Genomic DNA, 19378 nt, shown 5'->3' with positions numbered 1-19378 from the left:
ATAGTTGGACGGCGTCCAACTAGGCTACGGTGGGCCCATGACGGAGTTCCTGGAACGGGGTCTGGACGGCTCGCTGCTCGACTACCGGGCAGGGTGGCGGCTGCAGCGCGAGCTGCACGACGCCGTCGTGACCGGCTCGCGGCGGGCGACCGTCGTGCTGTGCGAGCACGCGCCGGTCTACACCGCGGGGCGGCGCACCCGGCGGGACGAGCGCCCCGCGGGCGAGGGGCTCGGCGGGACGCCCGTGGTCGACGTCGACCGCGGCGGACGCGTCACGTGGCACGGGCCCGGTCAGCTCGTCGGCTACCCCGTGGTGCGGCTGCGGCGGCCGATCGACGTCGTGGCCTACGTGCGCGCGCTCGAGGCGGCGCTGATCGCCGCCGCCCACGACCTCGGGGTCGCGGCCGAGCGGGTCGAGGGGCGCTCGGGCGTGTGGGTGCCGCAGCCGGGAGGGCCGCCCGCCAAGGTGGCGGCGGTCGGCGTCAGGGTCGCCTCCGGCGTGACGATGCACGGGTTCGCGCTCAACGTCGCGTGCGCGCTCGAGCCGTTCACCGCGATCGTGCCGTGCGGTATCACCGACGCCGGTGTCACCACGCTGACCCGCGAGGCGGGCCGCACGCTGGCGGTGCGCGACGCCGTCGGGCCCATCCGCGACGCACTGGAGCGCGAGCTCGCGGGCGTGGCCGAGATCGACCTGGGGGTGGCGGCATGAGCGCGGATCCCGCGGGCCGCCGGCTCCTGCGCCTCGAGGTGCGCAACATGGCCACACCGATCGAGAAGAAGCCGGAGTGGATCAGGACGCGGGCGCGGATGGGGCCGGAGTACCGAGGCCTGCAGGAGCTCGTGCGGAGCGAGGGGCTGAACACGGTCTGCCAGGAGGCCGGCTGCCCCAACATCTTCGAGTGCTGGGAGGATCGCGAGGCCACGTTCCTCATCGGCGGTTCGCAGTGCACGCGCCGCTGCGACTTCTGCCAGATCGACACGGGCAAGCCGGCGGACTACGACGTCGACGAACCGCGCCGGGTGGGGGAGTCCGTGGCCCGGATGGGTCTGCGGTACTCCACGGTGACAGGCGTCGCGCGTGACGACCTGCCCGACGAGGGCGCGTGGCTGTACGCCGAGACCATCCGGGAGATCCACCGGCAGGCGCCCGGCACCGGCGTCGAGATCCTCGTGCCCGACTTCACCGGACGGTCCGAGCACCTCGAGCAGGTGTTCGACGCCGGGCCCGAGGTGTTCGCGCACAACGTCGAGACGGTGCCGCGGATCTTCAGGCGGATCCGGCCGGCGTTCCGCTACGAGCGCTCGCTCGACGTGATCACGCAGGGCCAGGACGCCGGGATGATCACGAAGTCCAACCTCATCCTCGGGATGGGCGAGGAGCGCCACGAGATCACCGAGGCGCTGTGCGACCTGCGCGACGCCGGGACGGACATCATCACGATCACCCAGTACCTGCGCCCCTCGCCGCGGCACCTGCCGGTCGCGCGCTGGGTGCGGCCGGAGGAGTTCGTGGAGATCTCGGCCGAGGCGGAGGAGCTCGGGTTCCTCGGAGTCCTGGCGGGGCCGCTCGTGCGCTCGTCCTACCGGGCCGGGCGCCTGTGGGCGCGCTCGATGGTGGCGCGCGGTCGGGAGATCCCGGAGCACCTGCGGCCGCTCGCGGAGGCGGCGGCGCCCGCGCAGGCCGTGGGCTGACGCGCGGTCGGCGGCGCGCGGCGGGGACGCACCGCCGTCGTCGCGCCCGCCCGGTGTCGAGGTCGGGTGCGAGGATGGAGGCATGACCTCCGCCCTGACCGTCGGCATCGCCGCAGCCCTGGAGCAGTTCAGCCCGAACGAGATCATCGAGCACACCGCGCTGGCCGAGAAGCACGGCTTCTCCGGCGTGATGGCGGCCGATCACGTGCAGCCGTGGGTGCCCGCGCAGGGCGAGGCGGCGTTCGTGTGGAACGTCCTCGCGGCGCTCGGGCAGACCACGACGGGTGACATCGGTCCCGGCGTGACGTGCCCGTCGATGCGCTGGCACCCCGCCATGGTGGCGCAGGCCTCGGCGACGCTCGCGGCGATGTATCCCGGCCGCCACTGGCTCGGCCTCGGGAGCGGCGAGGCGCTGAACGAGCACATCACGGCGCGGTACTGGCCGGAGGCGCCCGAGCGGATCAACCGCATGTTCGAGGCGATCGAGATCATCCAGAAGCTGTTCACGGGGTCGCTCGCGGGCAAGGACGTCAAGCACCGCGGCGAGTTCTTCCAGCTCGAGTCGATGCGGCTGTGGACGATGCCCGAGGTGCCGCCGGAGATCCTGGTGGCGACGGCGGGTCCGATCACCGCGAAGCGCGCCGGGCGCACGGTGGACGGTCTCATCACGGTCGGTGCGCCGCTCGAGAAGATCTCGGGCCTGTTCGAGAAGTTCGACGCCGGGGCGCGCGAGGCGGGCAAGGACCCCTCGAGCATGCCGAAGGTGATCCAGCTGCACCTGTCGTGGGCGCCGACCTACGAGGAGGCGCTGGAGAACGCGATGACGCAGTGGCCCAACGGCGGGATGAAGTTCCCCAAGGGCGACATCCGCTCGCCGTTCGACTTCGCCGCGATGGCGAAGCTCGTTCGCCCCGAGGACTTCGAGGGCCGCATGGTCATCTCGGAGGACCCCGACGTGCACCGCGCCGAGATCCAGAAGTACGTCGACCTCGGCTTCGACCGGGTCTACCTGCACAACGTGGGTCGCAACCAGACCGAGTGGGTCGAGGTCTTCGGCCGCGACGTCCTCCCGCAGCTGCACCGGTGAGCGCGCTCCAGGTCGTCGCGCCCGACGGCGTCCCCGCCGTCACGTCCTCCACCGAGCTGGCGGCGGTGCTCGTCCCCGTCCTGGCGAATCTCGTCTGGCCGGACGGGAGCGTGGGGGTCGAGGCGAGCGACGTCGTCGTCCTCTCCTCGAAGGTGGTCTCCAAGGCCGAGGGCCGCCTCGTGCGCGCCACCGACCGCGAGGCCGCGATCGACGACGAGACGGTGAGGGTCGTCGCCTCGCGCGAGAACGCCGACGGCTCCCGGCTGCGGATCGTGGAGAACCGGCAGGGCATCGTGATGGCCGCGGCCGGGGTGGACTCCTCCAACACGCACCCGGGAACGATCCTGCTGCTGCCCGTGGATCCGGACGACTCCGCGCGCCGGCTCCGGCGCGGGCTCGCGGCGCGGCTCGGCGGCGTGCGGCCGGGCGTGATCCTCACGGACTCCGCCGGGCGGCCGTGGCGTTCGGGCGTCACCGACCTCGCGATCGGGGCGGCCGGGATCACGGTGCTCGACGACCTGCGGGGCACGCCCGACGACGCCGGGCGTCCGCTCGAGACGACCGTGGTCGCCGTCGCCGACGAGATCGCGGCCGCCGCCGATCTGCTCAAGCGCCCGACGGGCGGGCACCCGCTCGCCGTCGTGCGGGGGATGGGGCACGTCGTGACGCACGACGACGGGCCGGGCGCCCGCGGCCTGAGCCGCACCGGCCCGGACGACATGTTCGCGCTCGGCAGCCGCGAGGCGTGGGAGCGCGGCCGCGACGGCCGCCCGCTGACTGACTGACTGACTGACCACCTCGTCCGCGAGGTGCCGGTGGGCGTCCGCGAGGGGTCTGTGGGGGATCGTGGGCGCCTCAGAAGTACCTCGCGAACGACGGCGAGGGCCGCGGACGCCGGAGCGTCCGCGGCCCTCGTTCGCGGGAGACCCGGGTCAGGCGCCGAGCAGTTCCTTGACCTCGTCGGCCGTCATGGCGTTCTCGAGGCGCTCCACCGACTCGGCGTCGAGGAACGCGCCGGCGACCTGCTGCAGCAGCGCGAGGTGCTCGTCGCCCGTGGCCGCGATCGCGATCACGAACTTCACCTGCTCGCCGCCCCAGTCGATCCCGTTCGCGTAGCGCACGAAGGACACCGCGGTCCGGGACACCTCGCCCTTGGCCTCGTTCGTGCCGTGGGGGATGGCCAGGCCCTCGCCCATGAACGTCGAGACCGAGGCCTCGCGCTCGTGCATCGCGGCGACGTACGCGGTCGAGGCGGCGCCGGCGGCGACCAGCAGCGCGCCGGCCTCCTCGATGGCGGCCTCCCGAGTGGTGGCGCTTCCGGCGAGGACCACGGACTCGCGGTCGAGGACGGAGTCGCGCGTCGTCGTCGCGGTCGCGACGCCGCCGCCCGAGGACGCGCCGCCGACGGCGGCCGCGCTCGTCGAGCCGGAACCGGAGCCACCCGCAGGGGCGCCACCGTTGTTGCGCTCGTCCACGAGCTCCACGACCTCGTCGTAGCGCGGCGAGTTCATGAAGTTGTCGACGGACACGTGGATCGCCGAACCGGTGCGCTGACGCGCGCGCTCGGTGAGGTCCTGGTGAGTCACGACGAGGTCGTAGGTGTCGGTCAGGTCCGAGATGGCCTTGTTGACCACTGTGACGCCCTCGAGGCCGGCGGACTGCACCTTGCGGCGGAGCACCGAGGCGCCCATCGCGGAGGAGCCCATGCCGGCGTCGCACGCGAAGACGATCGAGCGGATCGGACCGGTCGCGACGGCGGCGCCGCTGCTCAGCATCGAGGCGACGGAGGACTTCTTGCCCTTGTTCGCCTCCATCTGCGCGGTGGCGGCCTCCAGGTCGAGGTCCTTGTTCTTGTCCAGGCGCAGGATGAGGGCCGCGACGAGGAACGTCACGCCGGCTGAGGCCACGACGGACAGGATGACGCCGACGTGGCTCCCCGGCGCCGTCATGGTCAGCACCGCGAAGATCGAGCCGGGGGCGGCCGGACCCACGAGGCCGGAGCCGAAGATCACGTTGGTCAGCACACCGGTCGCACCACCCAGGATGAGGGCGAGGATCAGACGCGGCTTGGCGAGCACGTAGGGGAAGTAGATCTCGTGGATCCCACCGAGGAACTGCACGATGATCGCGCCCGGGGCGGACGCGCGGGCCACACCGACGCCGGCGACGGCGAAGGCGAGCAGCAGGCCGAGGCCCGGTCCGGGGTTCGCCTCGATGAGGAACAGCAGCGAGCGGCCGGTCTCGGTCGACTCGGCGCTGCCCAGCGGGGTGAAGACGCCGTGGTTGATCGCATTGTTGAGGAACAGGACCTTGGCCGGCTCGACCAGGATCGAGGTGGCCGGGAGGATGTTGTTGTCGACGAGGAAGCCGACGCCGTCGCCGAGGCGAGCGGTCAGCCACTCGACGACCGGGGCGATGCCGAAGAAGCCGAGGAAGGCCAGGATCGCGCCGAGGATGCCGGCGGAGAAGTTGTTGACGAGCATCTCGAAGCCGGGGCGGATCTTGCCGTCCCAGAGGGCGTCGAGCTTCTTGATCGTCCAGCCGCCGACGGGGCCGGCGATCATCGCGCCGATGAACATCGGGATGCCGGCGCCGGCGACGACACCGATCGTCGCGATCGCGCCGACCACGCCGCCGCGGGTCTTGTAGAGCATGTAGCCGCCGGTGTAGCCGATGAGGATCGGCAGCAGGAAGGTGATGGCCGGGCCGACGATGCCGCCGTCGGCGAAGTCGCCCCAGCCGCCGATCTGCGCCACCCAGCTGTCGGGGGCGAAGCGGCCGAGGAACTCGGGGCGGTCGGGGGTCTCCGGCGTCGCGCCGTTGAGCCAGCCCGGTCCGATGAACAGGGCGGTCAGGAGGCCCCACGCGATGAACGCCGCGATGTTCGGCATCACCATGTTGGACAGGAAGGTGCCGAACTTCTGGACGGCGACCCGAGCGCCACCCCGCTGCTGGGGTGGGGTCGTGGTGGTGGTCATGCGTTGCCTTTCGCTGGGGTCGAGACGGGTCCTCGACCGATCCCCGTTGATCTGTGTTCCTGTTTATATCGGTTTGAATCGGGTCCGGTCAAGAGCGATTGACCACACGATCCCACTCAGGCAGACTGGCGGGCGAGACATCCGGTCAGCACGACACGCGCGTGCGCCCCGACGCAGCCGTCGGACGCACGAGAGATGGGAGCTTCCATGAAGGCACTGCGTTTCCACGCCCCCGGCGACGTCCGCATCGAGGACGTGCCCGAGCCCGAGTGCGGCGCCCGCGAGGTGAAGATCCGCGTCCGCAACTGCTCCACGTGCGGCACCGACGTGAAGATCCGCAACAACGGCCACGTCAACATCACGCGCGAGACCACCATGGGCCACGAGGTCGCGGGTGAGGTCGTCGAGGTCGGGGCGGACGCGCAGGGCGGCTTCGCCGTCGGCGACCGCGTGCAGGTCATCGCGGCCGTGCCGTGCGGGCAGTGCCACGAGTGCGGCAAGGGCTGGATGGAGGTCTGCCAGAACCAGACCTCGGTCGGCTACCAGTACGACGGCGGGTTCGCCGAGTACATGGTCGTCCCCGAGCAGGTGCTCGCCGTGGACGGTCTCAACCACATCCCGGACAACGTCGGCTTCGACGAGGCCTCGGCGGCCGAGCCGTTCGCGTGCGCCATCAACGCGCAGGAGCAGATGGGGATCGAGGAGGGCGACTTCACGGTCGTCTTCGGCGCCGGTCCGATCGGCTGCATGCACATCCGCATCGCGCGCGGCGTCCACAAGGTCGGTCCCGTCTGGCTCGTCGACGTCAACGCCGAGCGACTGGCGATGTCCGCCGAGGCCGTCAAGCCCGACGGCGTCATCGACGCCTCGCAGGAGGACGTCGTCGCGCGCGTCCTCGAGCTCACGAACGGCCGCGGCGCCGACGTCATCATCACCGCCACCCCCGCGAACATCACGCAGGAGCAGGCCGTCGCGATGGCCGCGCGCAACGGGCGGATCTCCTTCTTCGGCGGTCTGCCCAAGACCGACCCGACGATCACGCTCGACTCCAACGTCGTGCACTACCGCCAGCTCCACATCCACGGCGCGAACGGCAGCGCCCCGGCGCACCACAAGCGCGCGCTGGAGTACATCTCCACCGGTCAGATCCCGGTCAAGGACCTCATCACCCGTCACGTGCCGCTCGAGCAGGCGCTCGAGGCGTTCGACATCGTGGCCCGCGGCGAGGCCATCAAGGTCACCGTCGAACCATGACCCAGACGCCGGTCGCGCTGTACGCCCCCGAGCGGCAGCACACGATCCTCGAGCTGGCCCGCGCGCAGGGCCGGGTCGAGGTCGGGGCCCTCGCGGAGTCGCTGCAAGTGACCCCCGAGACCGTGCGGCGCGACCTGACGGCGCTCGAGCGCCGCGGCCTGGTGCGGCGCGTGCACGGCGGCGCGCTCGCCGTCGAACGCCTCGGCGTCGAACCCACGCTCGAGCGCCGGATGGAGCGGCTCGCGCAGGAGAAGGCGCGCATCGCGCGGCGCGCGCTGGAGGAGGTGCCCGACGACGGCACGATCCTCCTCGACGCCGGCAGCACCACGGTGGCGCTCGCCGAGGCGCTGCCGCGCGGGCGCGACCTCACGGTCGTGACGAACTCGGTCGCGATCGCGGCCCTGCTGCACGAGCGCTCCGACGTCTCGCTGTTCCTGCTCGGGGGTCGGCTGCGCCGCCGCACGGGCGCCGCGGTGGGGGAGTGGGCGCAGCACGCGCTCGCCGACCTGTTCGTGGACGTCGCGTTCGTCGGCACCAACGGGGTCGACGTCGCGCGGGGCTTCACCACGCCGCACGAGATCGAGGCGGCCACCAAGCGCGCCTTCGTCGCCGCGGCCCGCCGCACGGTGGTGCTCGCCGACCACAGCAAGGCCGGTCAGGTGAGCTTCCACCGCTTCGCGCGGACCGACGACGTCGACCTGTGGATCACCGACGCCGGGCTGGAGCAGGAGACGGCCGACGAGATCGAGGCGGCCGGCGTGGCGGTGGCCCGGGTCTGAGCGCGAGGACCCCGGCGGCTCAGGCGTCGGCGAGACCGCTCAGCACGAGCACCGGCCGCCCGTCCGCCGTCCGCACCACCTCGGCCGCCACGCCGTAGACCCGCGCGATCGTCGCGGGTGTGAGGACCTCCTCGGGCTCGCCGGCGGCGACCACGCGCCCGTCGGCGAGCACGACGACGTGGTCGCACCAGCGCAGCGCCTGGTTCAGGTCGTGCAGCACGAGCACGCTCGTGACCTCCAGCCCCGCCACGAGCCGCAGCAGCGCGAGCTGTGCCGCGACGTCGAGGTGGTTGGTCGGTTCGTCGAGCAGCAGCACCTGTGGCTCCTGGGCGAGGGCCCGCGCCAGGTGCACGCGCTGGCGCTCGCCCCCTGAGAGCCTGGCGAGGTCGCGGCCCGCGAGGTGCGCCGCGCCGCAGCGTTCCAGCGCTGCGCGAGCGAGGGCCTCGTCCTCGCCCGAGTCCGCGCTCCACCGCGAGCGGTGCGGCGTGCGGCCCAGCAGGACCACGTCGAGCGCCGTGAGCGCGACGTCGGTGGGCGCCTCCTGCTCCACGAGGGCCAGGCGCTGCGCGCGGGTGCGGCGCGACATCGCGCGCAGGTCCTCGCCCGCGAGGAGGAACGCGCCGTCGTCGACCCGCAGGGCCCCGACGAGCGCGCGCAGGAGCGAGGACTTGCCCGACCCGTTCGGCCCGAGCACCCCCGTGACGCCGCCGCTCGGCGCCGTGAGCGTGACACCGTCGAGGATCGCGCGCCCGTCCACGCTCCAGGCGACGCGCTCGAGGTGCAGATCGAGATGCCGGTCGTCGCTCATGCGATCCCGCCGCGACGCCGGGCGAGCAGGAGGGCGAAGACGGGCGCTCCGATCGCGGCGGTGAGGATGCCGACGGGGAGCTCGCGCGGCTCGATGACCGTGCGCGCCGCCGTGTCGGCCCAGAGCAGCACGAGCGCGCCCGCGACGGCGGCCAGCGGGAGCACGCGCACGTGGCGCGCGCCCACGAGCAGGCGCACCGCGTGCGGCACGACCAGCCCGACGAACCCGATCGACCCGCTGACCGACACCATCGCCCCCACGAGCAGCGCGACGAGGCCGAGCAGCGTCCAGCGCGTGCGCGCGACGTGGACGCCGAGGCTCGCCGCGGACGTGTCCCCGAACGCGAACGCGTCCAGCGTGCGCCCCGAGGTCACGAGCACGACGCCGACGACGGCGAGCGCCACCCACACGATGACGGCGCTGCGCCACGTCGCGCCCCCGAGGGTGCCCATGAGCCAGCCGAGCACCTCGCGGTAGGAGTCGCCCTGCACCGAGGTGAAGATGATGAACGACGTCACGGCCGAGCAGGCCTGCGCGACGGCGACGCCCGCCAGCACCGTGCGCCCCGGTGTGAGACGGCCGCCGGAGACGACGCCGGCGAGGGTGAGCGAGGCGGCCAGCGCCAGCACGGCGCCCGCGAACGCCGCCACGGGCAGCAGCAGGCCCACGCCCAGCACGAGCACGGCGACGGCGCCCACGCTCGCACCCGAGGAGATCCCCAGCAGGTAGGGGTCCGCGAGCGGGTTGCGCAGCAGCGCCTGCATCACGGTGCCGGTGACGGCGAGCCCCGCGCCGACGCCGATCGCGGCGACGACGCGCGGCAGTCGCCCCTGCCAGACGATCGCGTCCTGGATCCGGCTGAGCGGATCGGCCGGGACCTCCAGCCCGAACCCGCCCAGGACGGGGTGCAGGAGCGTCGCGAGGTGGTGGCCGGCCGAGCCCAGGATGTCGCCCGGGGTGATGTCGGCCGGCCCGAGGGCGAGCGCGACGACGGCCGAGGCGACCAGGGCGAGGGCCAGCGTCCCGCCCGCCCACCACGTCCTGCTCACCCGCAGCCCGCCGTCAGCGCTCGAGCGCCGCGAGCTGCTCGGTGAGCGTCGCGACGGCCTCGACGTTGCGCACCCCGCCCTCGGTCGCGGCGAACGGCACGACGAGGTAGCGCTCCTCCTGGACCGCGCGCAGCGACGCCGTGACGGGGTTGGCCGCCAGTGTCTCCTTCTTCTTCTCGGCGGTGTTCCACACCGAGTCGACCAGCACGATCACGTCGGGGTCGGCGGCCGTGGCGGCCTCCCACGAGTACGGGCCCCAGCCGCCCTCCAGCTCGCCCGCGACGTTGGTGAGGCCGACCTCGTCGAGGATCATCTGCGGCGCGCCGGTGCCGGCGCCCACGAACGGGGTTTCCGACCCCGAGGACCACCACAGGGCGCTGGCGGGCGCGGCGGGGTCGCCGGCGGTGGAGGCCGCGCCGTCGCGCGCCCCGCGCAGCGTCTCCAGCTCGGTGCGCTGCTGCTCCACGAGCGCCGCCGCGGCGTCGCTCTCGCCGAGCAGGTCGCCGACCTGGGTGATCTCGGCGAAGACGTCCTCGAAGGTCAGGGGGTCGGGGGCGTACGGCGCCTGGGTGCACGCGCTCGGCGCGACGAACGTCGTGATGCCGAGGTCGGTGAGGGCGGACCGCTCGCCCGCGCCGTCGGCGGAGAAGTTCGACTCCCAGCCCGCCAGCACGAGATCCGGCTCGACCGACAGGACGGCCTCGTTCGAGGGGACGCGGTCCCCGAGCACCGGCAGCGCCGCGACGAGCTCGGCGTCGGCGGCGTCCGTGGGCGGGCCGTCGGGGTAGGCGGTCGCCACCAGGCGGTCCCCGGCGCCGAGCGCGAGCACGAGCTCGGTCATGGCGGACTTGATCGTGACGATGCGCTCGGGGGCGGCCTCGGTCTCGACCTCGAACCCGCAGTTGTCCGCGGTGAACGGTGTCGCCGCGTCGGGGGTCGACGGCGTCGCGTCGTCGGACGAGGAGGACGAGGACGACGGCGAGGGCGACGTCGCGTCGTCGTCGCCACCTGCGCCCGAGCCCTGGTCCGCGCCGCCGCACGCGGCGAGCAGCGCCGTCGTGAGCACGGCCGAGGTGAGAAGACCGGCGGGCCGCAGGGCGCGCGCGCCGGGGGAGCGACGGAAGGTGGCGGACGGGGACGGGCTCACGGGTGCTCCTGGCGGTGGTGGGGACGTGTCGCGGTGCGGCGCGGTCGGTCTGCGCTCGCACGGGCGGCGGAGGGCGGCGGGAGCGGCCAGGGGCTCCCGGTGGACGGCCGCGGGGCCAAGACCGGCCCGGCGCTGCGGGACGAGGTCGCGTCCCGTGCTGTCTCGAGCCGATTCTAGGTCGCCGGGCGGGAAGAACGAGGCGGGGCACGTGGTTGTCCCCGGAGTGCCCCGCTCCGCGCGGGGCAGAACCGAGACGAAGGAGGCCCCCGTGGCTCGCACCATCGCCCTGTCCGACGGCACGACCATCCCCCAGATCGGCTTCGGCGTCTGGCAGGTGGACCCCGACGAGACGCAGGAGGCCGTGAGCACCGCCCTCGAGGCCGGCTACCGTCACGTGGACACCGCGCAGATGTACCGCAACGAGGCCGGCGTGGGTGCCGCCGTCGCCGCGAGCTCGCTGGACCGCGGTGACGTGTTCCTCACGAGCAAGGTCAACAACGACGCGCACGCCCCGCAGGACACGAAGGACTCGGTCGCGCGCACGCTGGAGCTGCTCCAGTCCGACTACGTCGACCTCATGCTCATCCACTGGCCGCTGGCCTCGGACCCCACGGGCTACATCGCCACGTACGAGGCGCTGCTCGAGGAGAAGGCGGCCGGTCGCATCCGCTCGGTCGGCGTCTCCAACTTCCACGCCCACCACCTCGACGCGATCATCGAGCGCACCGGCGTCGCGCCGGTCGTCAACCAGATCGAGGTCCACCCCTACTTCGCCAACCCGGCCGTCGCCGCGACGACCGAGCGCGGGATCGCGGTCGAGTCCTGGTCGCCGCTGGCCTCGGGCAAGCTCTTCGGGGACTCCACGATCGAGGCCGTCGCAGCCGAGGTCGGCGCGACCGCCGGGCAGACCGTGATCGCCTGGCACCTCGCGACCGGCAAGATCGTGCTGCCGAAGTCCGTGACGCCGTCGCGCATCGTGGAGAACCTCGCCGCGGCCGACATCGAGCTCAGCGCCGACCAGATCGCCCGGATCGACGCGCTCGACAAGGGTGCGGAGGGCCGCACCGGCCCGAACCCGGACGAGCTCGGCTGACGCAGCCACCCAGCAGCACCGGCACCACCCCTCACCCCGCGGCGACGGCGAGCACCTCCGCCGTCGCCGCGGGGTCGGTCACACCGGCGACCGTGAGGCGCAGGTGCGCCGTGCGCGGCACCATCTCGCGGTGGAAGGCCGAGCCGCCCACGGCGCGCACCCCGGCCGCGGCGAGCCGCTCGAGCGCGACGCGCTCGTCGGCCACGGGCAGCCACAGGTTCAGCCCGTCGCCGGGGTGGGCCTCGACGCCGAGGTCGCTCAGCGCCGTCACCAGGCCGAGCATCCGCGCCCGATAGGTCCGGCGGGCCCGCTCCACCTGCGCGACGGCGCGCGGGTCTGTCAGCAGCCGTGCGAGCGTGGTCTGCAGGATGCGGCTGGTCCAGCCCGGGCCGACCATCCGCCGCGCCACGAGCGCGTCGATCTCCCGCGCCGGCCCACCGACCGCCGCGATCCGCAGCTCCGGCCCGTGCGACTTCGAGTACGAGCGGACGTGGACGACCCGGTCGGGGATCCAGGCGGCGAGCGTGACGTCCCGTGCGTGGGCCACGAGGCCCGAGTGGTCGTCCTCGATCACGAGCAGCCGGCGTCCGGGGCGCACGGAGGCGGCCCGCACCTTCCCCTGGCCCCGTGCGACGTCGCTCTGCGAGTGCCGCCGCACCAGAGCGGCGAGCTCACGCGCCCTCGTCGCCGTGAGGCTCGCGCCCGTGGGGTTCTGGGCCCGAGGCTGCAGCAGCACGACGGCGGCGCCCGCCTCCAGCGCCGACGCCAGCGACGCCGGGGTCACCCCGTGCCGGTCCATCGCGAGCGGCACCCGGATCGCTCCGAGGCGGTCCAGCGCGTCGAACAGCGGCGGGAACCCGGGTTCCTCCACCGCGACGCGGTCACCGAAGGCGACCACCTGCTCGAGCGTGCGCACGACGGCGTCGAGCGCGCCGTCCACCACCGTGAGGCGCTCGACGGCGACCGGCCAGGTCTCCCGCAGGACCCGCTCGAGCCCCGGCACCACGGTCGCCTCCGCGTAGGCCGGGGCGGCCGCGCGGTGGTGCTCGTGCGCGACGGCGGCGAGCACCTCCCCAAGGGAGGGGAGCAGGCCGGCGTCGGGCGTCCCGCGCGAGAGGTCGAACCGCACCGGGGTGGTGGTGCGGGCGGCGAGCGCGACGCCGTCGCGCACGTCACGGGCGGTGGTCGAGGCGCTGAGCGCGCGGTAGCCCGGGGTCAGGGCGTGCTGCACGGGGAAGGAGACCGTGGTGCCCGCCCGGCCGCGGCTGCCGACGACGCCGACGGCGCGCAGCGCCCGGTAGGCACCGCTGACGGTCGCGGGCGAGACCCCCAGCGCCGCGCCCAGCTCCCGCACCGACGGCAGCCGGTCACCGGCCCGCAGGTCGCCCGCGCTCACGAGGTGAGCGATGGCGGCCGCGATGCCGCGCGGGGAGCGGTCGTCGATCGCTCGCGCCAGGTCCATGCGCCGATGCTGTCCGCCGCGCGCCACGAACGTGTTCGGTGGACGAAAACATCGGGTTACGCCACAGAAATGTCCAGTGCTCAGGATCACGTTTCAGGCGTTCACCACGCGACCCCGACGGCTCCGGGGGACGCGTCGATCCCGAGGAGGTCGCGATGACCATCGTGCAGGTAGGACTCACCCAGACGCCCTGGACCGGTGACCAGGTCAGCATGCTCGACCGGCACGAGGAGTACGCGCGGGCGGCGGTCGCGGCCGGCGCCGACGTCGTCGGATTCCAGGAGCTGTTCACCGGCCCCTACTTCGGGATCACGCAGGACCCGGCCTACTACTCCTACGTCGAGGCGGCCGACGGCGCGACCGTGGCCCGGTTCGCAGCGCTCGCGAAGGAGCTCGGCGTGGTGATGGTGCTGCCGATCTACGAGGAGGAGCACGCCGGGATCTACTACAACACCTCGGTGCTGGTCGACTCCGACGGGTCGATCCTCGGCCGCTACCGCAAGCACCACATCCCGCACGTGGAGAAGTTCTGGGAGAAGTTCTACTTCCGGCCGGGGAACATGGGCTACCCGGTCTTCGAGACGGCGGTCGGCCGGATCGGGATGTACATCTGCTACGACCGCCACTTCCCCGAGGGCTGGCGCGAGTACGGTCTCGCCGGAGCCGACATCGTCTTCAACCCCAACGCCACCAAGCCCGGGCTGTCCAACCGCCTGTGGGAGGTCGAGCAGCCGGCCGCGGCCATCGCCAACGGCTACTTCGTCGCCGCGAGCAACCGGGTGGGCGCCGAGACCAACGAGTACGGTGACGAGGCGGTGGCCTTCTACGGTTCCTCCTACCTCGTGGGGCCGGACGGCAACCTGGTCGGCGACATGGCCAGCGCCACCGAGCCCGGGTGGATCGTGCGGGAGGCGGACCTCTCGCTCGTGCGCACGCAGCGCGAGACCTGGCAGTTCTTCCGCGACCGCCGCCCGGATTCCTACACGCGAATCGCGCAGCCGTGAGCACCACGCTCGTCACGGGCGGGACGCTCGTCAACGCGACCGGGCGCAGCCGCGCCGACGTGCTGATCGACGGCGAGCAGATCGCCGCGATCCTGCCCCCGGGCTCGCAGCTCCTGGGAACGGACCTGCGACACGGCGTCGACCGCGTGATCGACGCGACCGGCCGCTACGTCATCCCCGGCGGCATCGACGCGCACACCCACATGGAGCTCCCCTTCGGTGGCACGAACGCCTCCGACACCTTCGAGACCGGCACGCGCGCGGCGGCGTGGGGCGGCACGACGACGATCATCGACTTCGCCGTCCAGCGCACCGGGGAGCGGGTCCAGGACGGCCTCGCCGCCTGGCACGACAAGGCCGCAGGACGCTGCGCGATCGACTACGCCTTCCACCAGATCGTGGGCGGGGTCGACGACGAGGCGCTGTCCGCGATGCGCGGTCTCGTCGACGAGGGCGTGACCAGCTTCAAGCTCTTCATGGCCTACCCCGGGGTCTTCCACTCCGACGACGCCCAGATCCTGCGCGCGATGCAGGTCGCCGGCGAGACCGGGCTGCTGACGATGATGCACGCGGAGAACGGTCCGGTCATCGACGTGCTCGCGCAGCAGCTGGTGGAGGCGGGCAGCACGTCGCCGTACTTCCACGGGGTGGCGCGCGCGTGGCAGGCGGAGGAGGAGGCCACGCACCGCGCGATCATGCTCGCCAACCTCACGGGTACGCCGCTGTACGTCGTCCACGTCTCGGCGAAGCAGGCCGTCGCGCAGCTCGCAGCGGCGCGCGACGGCGGCCAGAACGTGTTCGGCGAGACGTGCCCGCAGTACCTCTACCTCTCGCTCGAGGAGCAGCTCGCGGCCACGAGCGAGGAGTGGGGCGACTTCGAGGGCGCCAAGTGGGTCTGCTCGACGCCGCTGCGCGCCCGGGCGGAGGGTCACCAGGACGCCATGTGGCAGGCGCTGCGCACGAACGACCTGCAGATGGTCTCCACCGACCACTGCCCGTTCTGCATGAAGGACCAGAAGGAGCTCGGACGAGGTGACTTCCGCGCGATCCCGAACGGCATCGGGTCGGTCGAGCACCGCGTCGACCTGCTTTACCAGGGCGTCGTGACCGGAGAGATCACGCTCGAGCGGTGGGTCGAGCTCATCAGCGTGACCCCCGCCCGGATGTTCGGTCTCTACGGTCGCAAGGGCGTCATCGCCCCCGGCGCGGACGCCGACGTCGTGATCTACGACCCGCAGGGGCACACCACGATCGGCGCCGCCACCCACCACATGGCGATGGACCACTCCGCGTGGGAGGGGTTCGAGGTCGACGGCCACGTCGACACGGTCATCTCGCGCGGCACCGTGATCGTCGACGGCGGGGCCTACCTCGGGCGCGCCGGTCACGGCCGGTACGTGCCGCGCGGCCTGACCCAGTACCTGGTCTGAGAGGAGCGGACATGGACTTCGGAGTGGTGCTGCAGACCGATCCGCCCGCCTCGCGCGTGGTGGACCTCGCCCGGCAGGCCGAGACGCACGGCTTCAGCCACGTGTGGACGTTCGACTCCCACCTGCTGTGGCAGGAGCCGTTCGTGATCTACAGCCAGATCCTCGCGGCGACGCGCAAGGTGGTGGTCGGGCCGATGGTGACGAACCCGGCCACCCGGGACTGGACCGTGATCGCGTCGCACTTCGCGACGTTGAACGAGATGTTCGGCAACCGCACGGTGTGCGGCATCGGACGCGGGGACTCGGCCGTGCGCACCCTGAACGGGCGCCCCTCGAACCTCGCGACGCTGCGCGACGCGGTGCACGTGATCCGCGAGCTCGGCAGCTCGCGCGCGGTCGAGCTGAACGAGCGCACGGTGCGCTTCCCGTGGTCGGTGGGTTCGGCCCTCGAGGTGTGGGTCGCCGCGTACGGACCGCGTGCGCTGGAGCTCACCGGACAGGTCGGTGACGGCTTCATCCTGCAGCTCGCCGACCCCGACATCGCCCGGTGGATGGTCCGCGCGGTGCGGGACTCGGCGGAGGCGGCCGGGCGCGATCCCGACGACGTCACGATCTGTCTCGCGGCGCCGGGCTACGTGGGTGACGGCAGCTCGCCGTCGGCGCGCGCCCACATGCGCGAGCAGTGCCGGTGGTTCGGCGGGATGGTGGGCAACCACGTCGCCGAGATCGTGCGCCGCTACGGCACCGACTCCGCCATCCCGCAGGCGCTGACGGACTACGTGCGCGAGCGCGAGGGGTACGACTACAACCAGCACGGCCGCGCCGGCAACACCCACGCGGCGTTCGTGCCCGACGAGATCGTGGAGCGGTTCTGCCTGCTCGGCTCGCCGCACGAGCACGTCGAGAAGCTGCGCGAGCTCGAGGCGCTGGGCTGCGACCAGTTCGCGCTGTACCTCCAGCACGACAACAAGGAGGAGACGCTGCGGCAGTACGGCGAGCGCGTCATCCCCGCGATGGCGCATCCCGTGGTGGCGACGGCGTGAGCGGGGGTGCGAGCACGGCCGGGCGGGTGCGGCGCACGGTGCGACGCGCGGCGACGGCGGTGCTCGCCGTCGCCGCCCTCGCGGCGCTCTGGGAGGGCTACAAGGCGCTCGGCCCGGCCGACGGCTGGTCGGTGGGCGCCACGCGGCTGCTGCCGCGCACGAGCGACCTCGCGATGCCGCACACGTGGGACGTGCTCGCCCGCCTCGGTCGGCCCGTGACCGGGGGAGGGACGCCGAGGTCCTCTGGCTCGCGGTCGCGGGCGCCGCAGGGAGGTCCCTGACGATCGCGGCCGCCGGGTTCGTGATCGGCGTGGTGGTCGGGCTCGTGCTGGCGCTCGCGATGCAGCGCGTGCGCGTGCTCGAGCGCGCCGCGCTGCCCCTGGTCGTGCTGTCGCAGACCGTGCCGCTCATCGCGCTGGCGCCGCTGGTGCGGGCCTGGGGGTCGCGTCTCGCGATCGGCGGGGTGGAGTGGCAGCCGTGGATGTCGGTGGCCGTGATCGCCTCCTACCTGGCGTTCTTCCCGGTCGCCGTCGGGATGCTGCGGGGGCTGCAGTCGCCGGACCCGATCCATGTCGAGTACCTGCGGTCCTGCGGGGCGTCGTGGATCCAGACGGTGGTGCGACTGCGCCTGCCGGCGAGCGTGCCGCACCTGCTGCCCGCGCTGCGGCTCGGTGCGGCGGGTGCCGTCATCGGCACGGTGGTGGCGGAGGTGGCCACGGGACTGCCCGGAGGGCTCGGGCGGATGATCGTGGAGTACGCGAACTTCGCCGGCAGCGATCCGGCCCGACCCTGGGCGCCCATCATGGGAGCGGTCGCGATCGGGCTGGTGGCCGCGGGGGCCGTCGGCCTCGTGGGGGCCACGCTCACGCGCTTCCGGCGCGGGGAGGTGGCGGCGTGAGCGCGCACGCGGTGGACGTCCGGGGCGTGACCCGCGTCTTCGGTTCGGGGCCGCGCCGGGTGGTCGCCCTCGACGGCGTCGACCTCGCGGTGGCCCCGGGCGAGTTCGTCTCGCTCATCGGCCCCTCGGGGTGCGGCAAGTCCACGCTCCTGCGCCTCGTGGCCGACCTCGACGCCCCGACGTCGGGCACGGTGGAGGTCTTCGGCACGAGCGCCCACCAGGCCCGCCTCGCCCGCAGCTACGGCATCGCCTTCCAGCAGGCCGGCCTCCTGCCCTGGCGCACGGTCGCGGCCAACGTCGAGCTGCCCCTGGCCGTCGCCGGAGAGGGGCGGCGTGCCCGGCGGGCGCGGGCCACCGAGCTCCTGGACCTGGTCGGCCTCGGCGACGCCGCGGCGCGCCACCCCGACGAGCTCTCGGGCGGGATGCAGCAGCGCGTCGCCATCGCGCGGGCGCTCGCGTCCGCGCCGAGCCTGCTGCTGATGGACGAGCCGTTCGGGGCGCTCGACGAGATGACGCGCGAGCACCTGCAGATCGAGCTGCTGCGGATCTGCGCCGAGACGCGCGCCGCCGTCGTGTTCGTCACGCACTCGGTGCCGGAGGCGGTGTTCCTGTCCGACCGCGTGGTGGTGATGTCGCCGCGGCCGGGTCGCATCCGCGAGGTCGTCCCCGTCTCCCTCGACCGCGGCCGCGCCTCGACCGGTGAGCTCGCCGCGGCCGACGACCTGCGCGCCCGCGCCGACTTCACGGCGGCGCTGGCTCGGGTGCGCGGGAGCCTGCACGCGCACGAGCAGGGCGGGGCGGTCGGGCGCGGCGACGTCCACGGCGCCGCGCTCGGGATGGAGGCGCGGTGACCGCCCGCGTGCTGCGCCGGGTCGCGAGCGAGGCGCTGCCGCCGCTCGCGCTGCTGGCGCTCCTCCTGCTCGGCTGGCAGCTGCTGATCGTCGCCAGCGGTCTGCCGGCGTTCGTGCTGCCCTCGCCGTCGGGGATCGCGCAGGACGCGGCTCGGTACGCGGGGCCGATCGCGTCGGCCTCCCTCACGACCGGGCGCAACGCGCTGCTGGGGCTCGTCCTCGGGGCCGTCGGTGCCGTGCTCGCGGCCGTGGTGGCGGCGCTCGTGCGCCTCGTGGACGCGCTCGCGGCTCCCGTGGTGAGCGCGCTCGCCGTCGTACCGATCGTGGCGCTCGCACCGGTCCTCTACTCGATGTACGGGGCGGGCTCGGAGCAGGCGCGGGTGATCGTGGCGGCGCTCGCGGCCTTCGTGCCGGTCTACGTCACCACGCTGCGCGGGATGCGCCAGGTCCGCCCCGTGCACCGCGACCTCATGCGCGCCGTCGCCGCGCCGCCCGCGCGCGCGGCGCTGCTCGTGACCGTCCCCACGGCCGTGCCGTTCGTGCTGACCGGCGTGCGCACGGCCTCCTCGCTCGCGGTCATCTCCGCGATCGTCGCGGAGTACTTCGGCGGACCGCGCTCCGGCATCGGCTCCTTCATCACGACGGCGGCGGCCGGCTCCAACTACACGCTCGCCTGGGCGTACGTGCTCGGCGGCATCGTCGTCGGGCTCGTCTTCTACGCCGCGACCTCCCTCCTGGAGGTGCTCCTCACCCGGCGTCGCTGACGCCCACCCGCTCGTCCCCACCTCTGCTCGTCCCCA

The 19378-nt window shown here is 73.4% G+C and carries 19 protein-coding genes; 14 read left to right on the top strand and 5 right to left on the bottom strand.

The window, feature by feature from the left end; all coding sequences use genetic code 11:
- The first annotated feature begins 37 nt into the window (after positions 1 to 37).
- The 4 genes from lipB (at position 38) to cofE (ending at position 3567) form a co-directional block, all read left to right on the top strand.
- Positions 38 to 712 carry a lipoyl(octanoyl) transferase LipB gene (lipB, locus tag QQK22_RS09005; RefSeq protein WP_284250618.1) on the top strand — a complete coding sequence of 225 codons (675 nt, stop codon included), beginning with the start codon at positions 38 to 40 and terminating at the stop codon, positions 710 to 712.
- Positions 709 to 1695 carry a lipoyl synthase gene (gene lipA, locus QQK22_RS09000; protein WP_284250617.1) on the top strand — a complete coding sequence of 329 codons (987 nt, stop codon included), beginning with the start codon at positions 709 to 711 and terminating at the stop codon, positions 1693 to 1695. The genes lipB and lipA overlap by 4 nt, the downstream gene beginning before the upstream one ends.
- An 82-nt stretch (positions 1696 to 1777) precedes the next feature.
- The gene (locus QQK22_RS08995; RefSeq protein ID WP_284250616.1) at positions 1778 to 2782 is read left to right on the top strand and encodes a TIGR03557 family F420-dependent LLM class oxidoreductase; all 1005 of its coding nucleotides are present in this window, start codon (positions 1778 to 1780) and stop codon (positions 2780 to 2782) included.
- A complete protein-coding gene (gene cofE, locus QQK22_RS08990) occupies positions 2779 to 3567 on the top strand; it encodes a coenzyme F420-0:L-glutamate ligase (protein WP_284250615.1) in 789 nt (262 codons plus the stop codon). Before QQK22_RS08995 ends, cofE begins: the two co-directional genes overlap by 4 nt.
- 147 nt (positions 3568 to 3714) lie before the next feature.
- Here the strand turns inward: cofE and QQK22_RS08985 are convergent, their stop codons facing one another.
- Positions 3715 to 5760, bottom strand: coding sequence for a PTS mannitol transporter subunit IICBA (locus QQK22_RS08985; protein ID WP_284250614.1), 2046 nt, complete (start codon positions 5758 to 5760; stop codon positions 3715 to 3717).
- Between the two features lie 207 nt (positions 5761 to 5967).
- On the opposite strand from QQK22_RS08985, the gene QQK22_RS08980 reads away from it, so the two are divergent.
- Together QQK22_RS08980 and QQK22_RS08975 are read left to right on the top strand one after the other, a co-directional pair.
- A complete protein-coding gene (locus tag QQK22_RS08980) occupies positions 5968 to 7014 on the top strand; it encodes a zinc-dependent dehydrogenase (RefSeq protein ID WP_284250613.1) in 1047 nt (348 codons plus the stop codon).
- The gene (locus QQK22_RS08975) at positions 7011 to 7793 is read left to right on the top strand and encodes a DeoR/GlpR family DNA-binding transcription regulator (RefSeq protein ID WP_431310147.1); all 783 of its coding nucleotides are present in this window, start codon (positions 7011 to 7013) and stop codon (positions 7791 to 7793) included. Before QQK22_RS08980 ends, QQK22_RS08975 begins: the two co-directional genes overlap by 4 nt.
- Positions 7794 to 7812: 19 nt before the next feature.
- Here QQK22_RS08975 and QQK22_RS08970 read toward each other — a convergent pair whose 3' ends face one another.
- The 3 genes from QQK22_RS08970 to QQK22_RS08960 are packed head-to-tail and all read right to left on the bottom strand — an operon-like array spanning position 7813 to position 10797.
- The gene (locus tag QQK22_RS08970; RefSeq protein WP_284250612.1) at positions 7813 to 8601 is read right to left on the bottom strand and encodes an ABC transporter ATP-binding protein; all 789 of its coding nucleotides are present in this window, start codon (positions 8599 to 8601) and stop codon (positions 7813 to 7815) included.
- A complete protein-coding gene (locus QQK22_RS08965; RefSeq protein ID WP_284250611.1) occupies positions 8598 to 9650 on the bottom strand; it encodes a putative F420-0 ABC transporter permease subunit in 1053 nt (350 codons plus the stop codon). The genes QQK22_RS08970 and QQK22_RS08965 overlap by 4 nt, the downstream gene beginning before the upstream one ends.
- Positions 9651 to 9663: 13 nt before the next feature.
- Positions 9664 to 10797 (bottom strand): putative F420-0 ABC transporter substrate-binding protein, encoded by a 1134-nt coding sequence (locus tag QQK22_RS08960; protein ID WP_284250610.1) that lies wholly within the window; start codon positions 10795 to 10797, stop codon positions 9664 to 9666.
- A gap of 268 nt (positions 10798 to 11065) precedes the next feature.
- Here QQK22_RS08960 and QQK22_RS08955 point away from each other — a divergent pair, with 268 nt between their 5' ends.
- Positions 11066 to 11890, top strand: coding sequence for an aldo/keto reductase (locus QQK22_RS08955; protein ID WP_284250609.1), 825 nt, complete (start codon positions 11066 to 11068; stop codon positions 11888 to 11890).
- A gap of 31 nt (positions 11891 to 11921) precedes the next feature.
- Here QQK22_RS08955 and QQK22_RS08950 read toward each other — a convergent pair whose 3' ends face one another.
- Positions 11922 to 13352 (bottom strand): aminotransferase-like domain-containing protein, encoded by a 1431-nt coding sequence (locus tag QQK22_RS08950; protein ID WP_284250608.1) that lies wholly within the window; start codon positions 13350 to 13352, stop codon positions 11922 to 11924.
- 155 nt (positions 13353 to 13507) lie between these two features.
- On the opposite strand from QQK22_RS08950, the gene QQK22_RS08945 reads away from it, so the two are divergent.
- The 7 genes from QQK22_RS08945 to QQK22_RS08920 are packed head-to-tail and all read left to right on the top strand — an operon-like array spanning position 13508 to position 19342.
- Complete coding sequence (locus QQK22_RS08945) at positions 13508 to 14356, top strand: nitrilase-related carbon-nitrogen hydrolase (RefSeq protein WP_284250607.1); 849 nt, start codon at positions 13508 to 13510, stop codon at positions 14354 to 14356.
- Positions 14353 to 15786, top strand: coding sequence for a dihydropyrimidinase (hydA, locus tag QQK22_RS08940; RefSeq protein ID WP_284250606.1), 1434 nt, complete (start codon positions 14353 to 14355; stop codon positions 15784 to 15786). The genes QQK22_RS08945 and hydA overlap by 4 nt, the downstream gene beginning before the upstream one ends.
- An 11-nt stretch (positions 15787 to 15797) precedes the next feature.
- On the top strand, positions 15798 to 16829 hold the full coding sequence (locus QQK22_RS08935) for a TIGR03842 family LLM class F420-dependent oxidoreductase (RefSeq protein ID WP_284250605.1): 1032 nt from the start codon (positions 15798 to 15800) through the stop codon (positions 16827 to 16829).
- On the top strand, positions 16826 to 17110 hold the full coding sequence (locus tag QQK22_RS18760; protein ID WP_348525555.1) for a hypothetical protein: 285 nt from the start codon (positions 16826 to 16828) through the stop codon (positions 17108 to 17110). Before QQK22_RS08935 ends, QQK22_RS18760 begins: the two co-directional genes overlap by 4 nt.
- A 20-nt stretch (positions 17111 to 17130) precedes the next feature.
- Positions 17131 to 17727, top strand: a complete 597-nt coding sequence (locus tag QQK22_RS08930; RefSeq protein WP_348525554.1) for an ABC transporter permease — start codon at positions 17131 to 17133, stop codon at positions 17725 to 17727.
- Positions 17724 to 18578, top strand: coding sequence for an ABC transporter ATP-binding protein (locus QQK22_RS08925; RefSeq protein WP_284250604.1), 855 nt, complete (start codon positions 17724 to 17726; stop codon positions 18576 to 18578). Before QQK22_RS08930 ends, QQK22_RS08925 begins: the two co-directional genes overlap by 4 nt.
- Complete coding sequence (locus QQK22_RS08920; RefSeq protein WP_284250603.1) at positions 18575 to 19342, top strand: ABC transporter permease; 768 nt, start codon at positions 18575 to 18577, stop codon at positions 19340 to 19342. Before QQK22_RS08925 ends, QQK22_RS08920 begins: the two co-directional genes overlap by 4 nt.
- Positions 19343 to 19378 lie beyond the last annotated feature (36 nt).

The organism is Litorihabitans aurantiacus (genome assembly GCF_030161595.1).
Lineage (GTDB): Bacteria > Actinomycetota > Actinomycetes > Actinomycetales > Beutenbergiaceae > Litorihabitans > Litorihabitans aurantiacus.
This window is presented reverse-complemented; position numbering and strand designations above follow the sequence as displayed.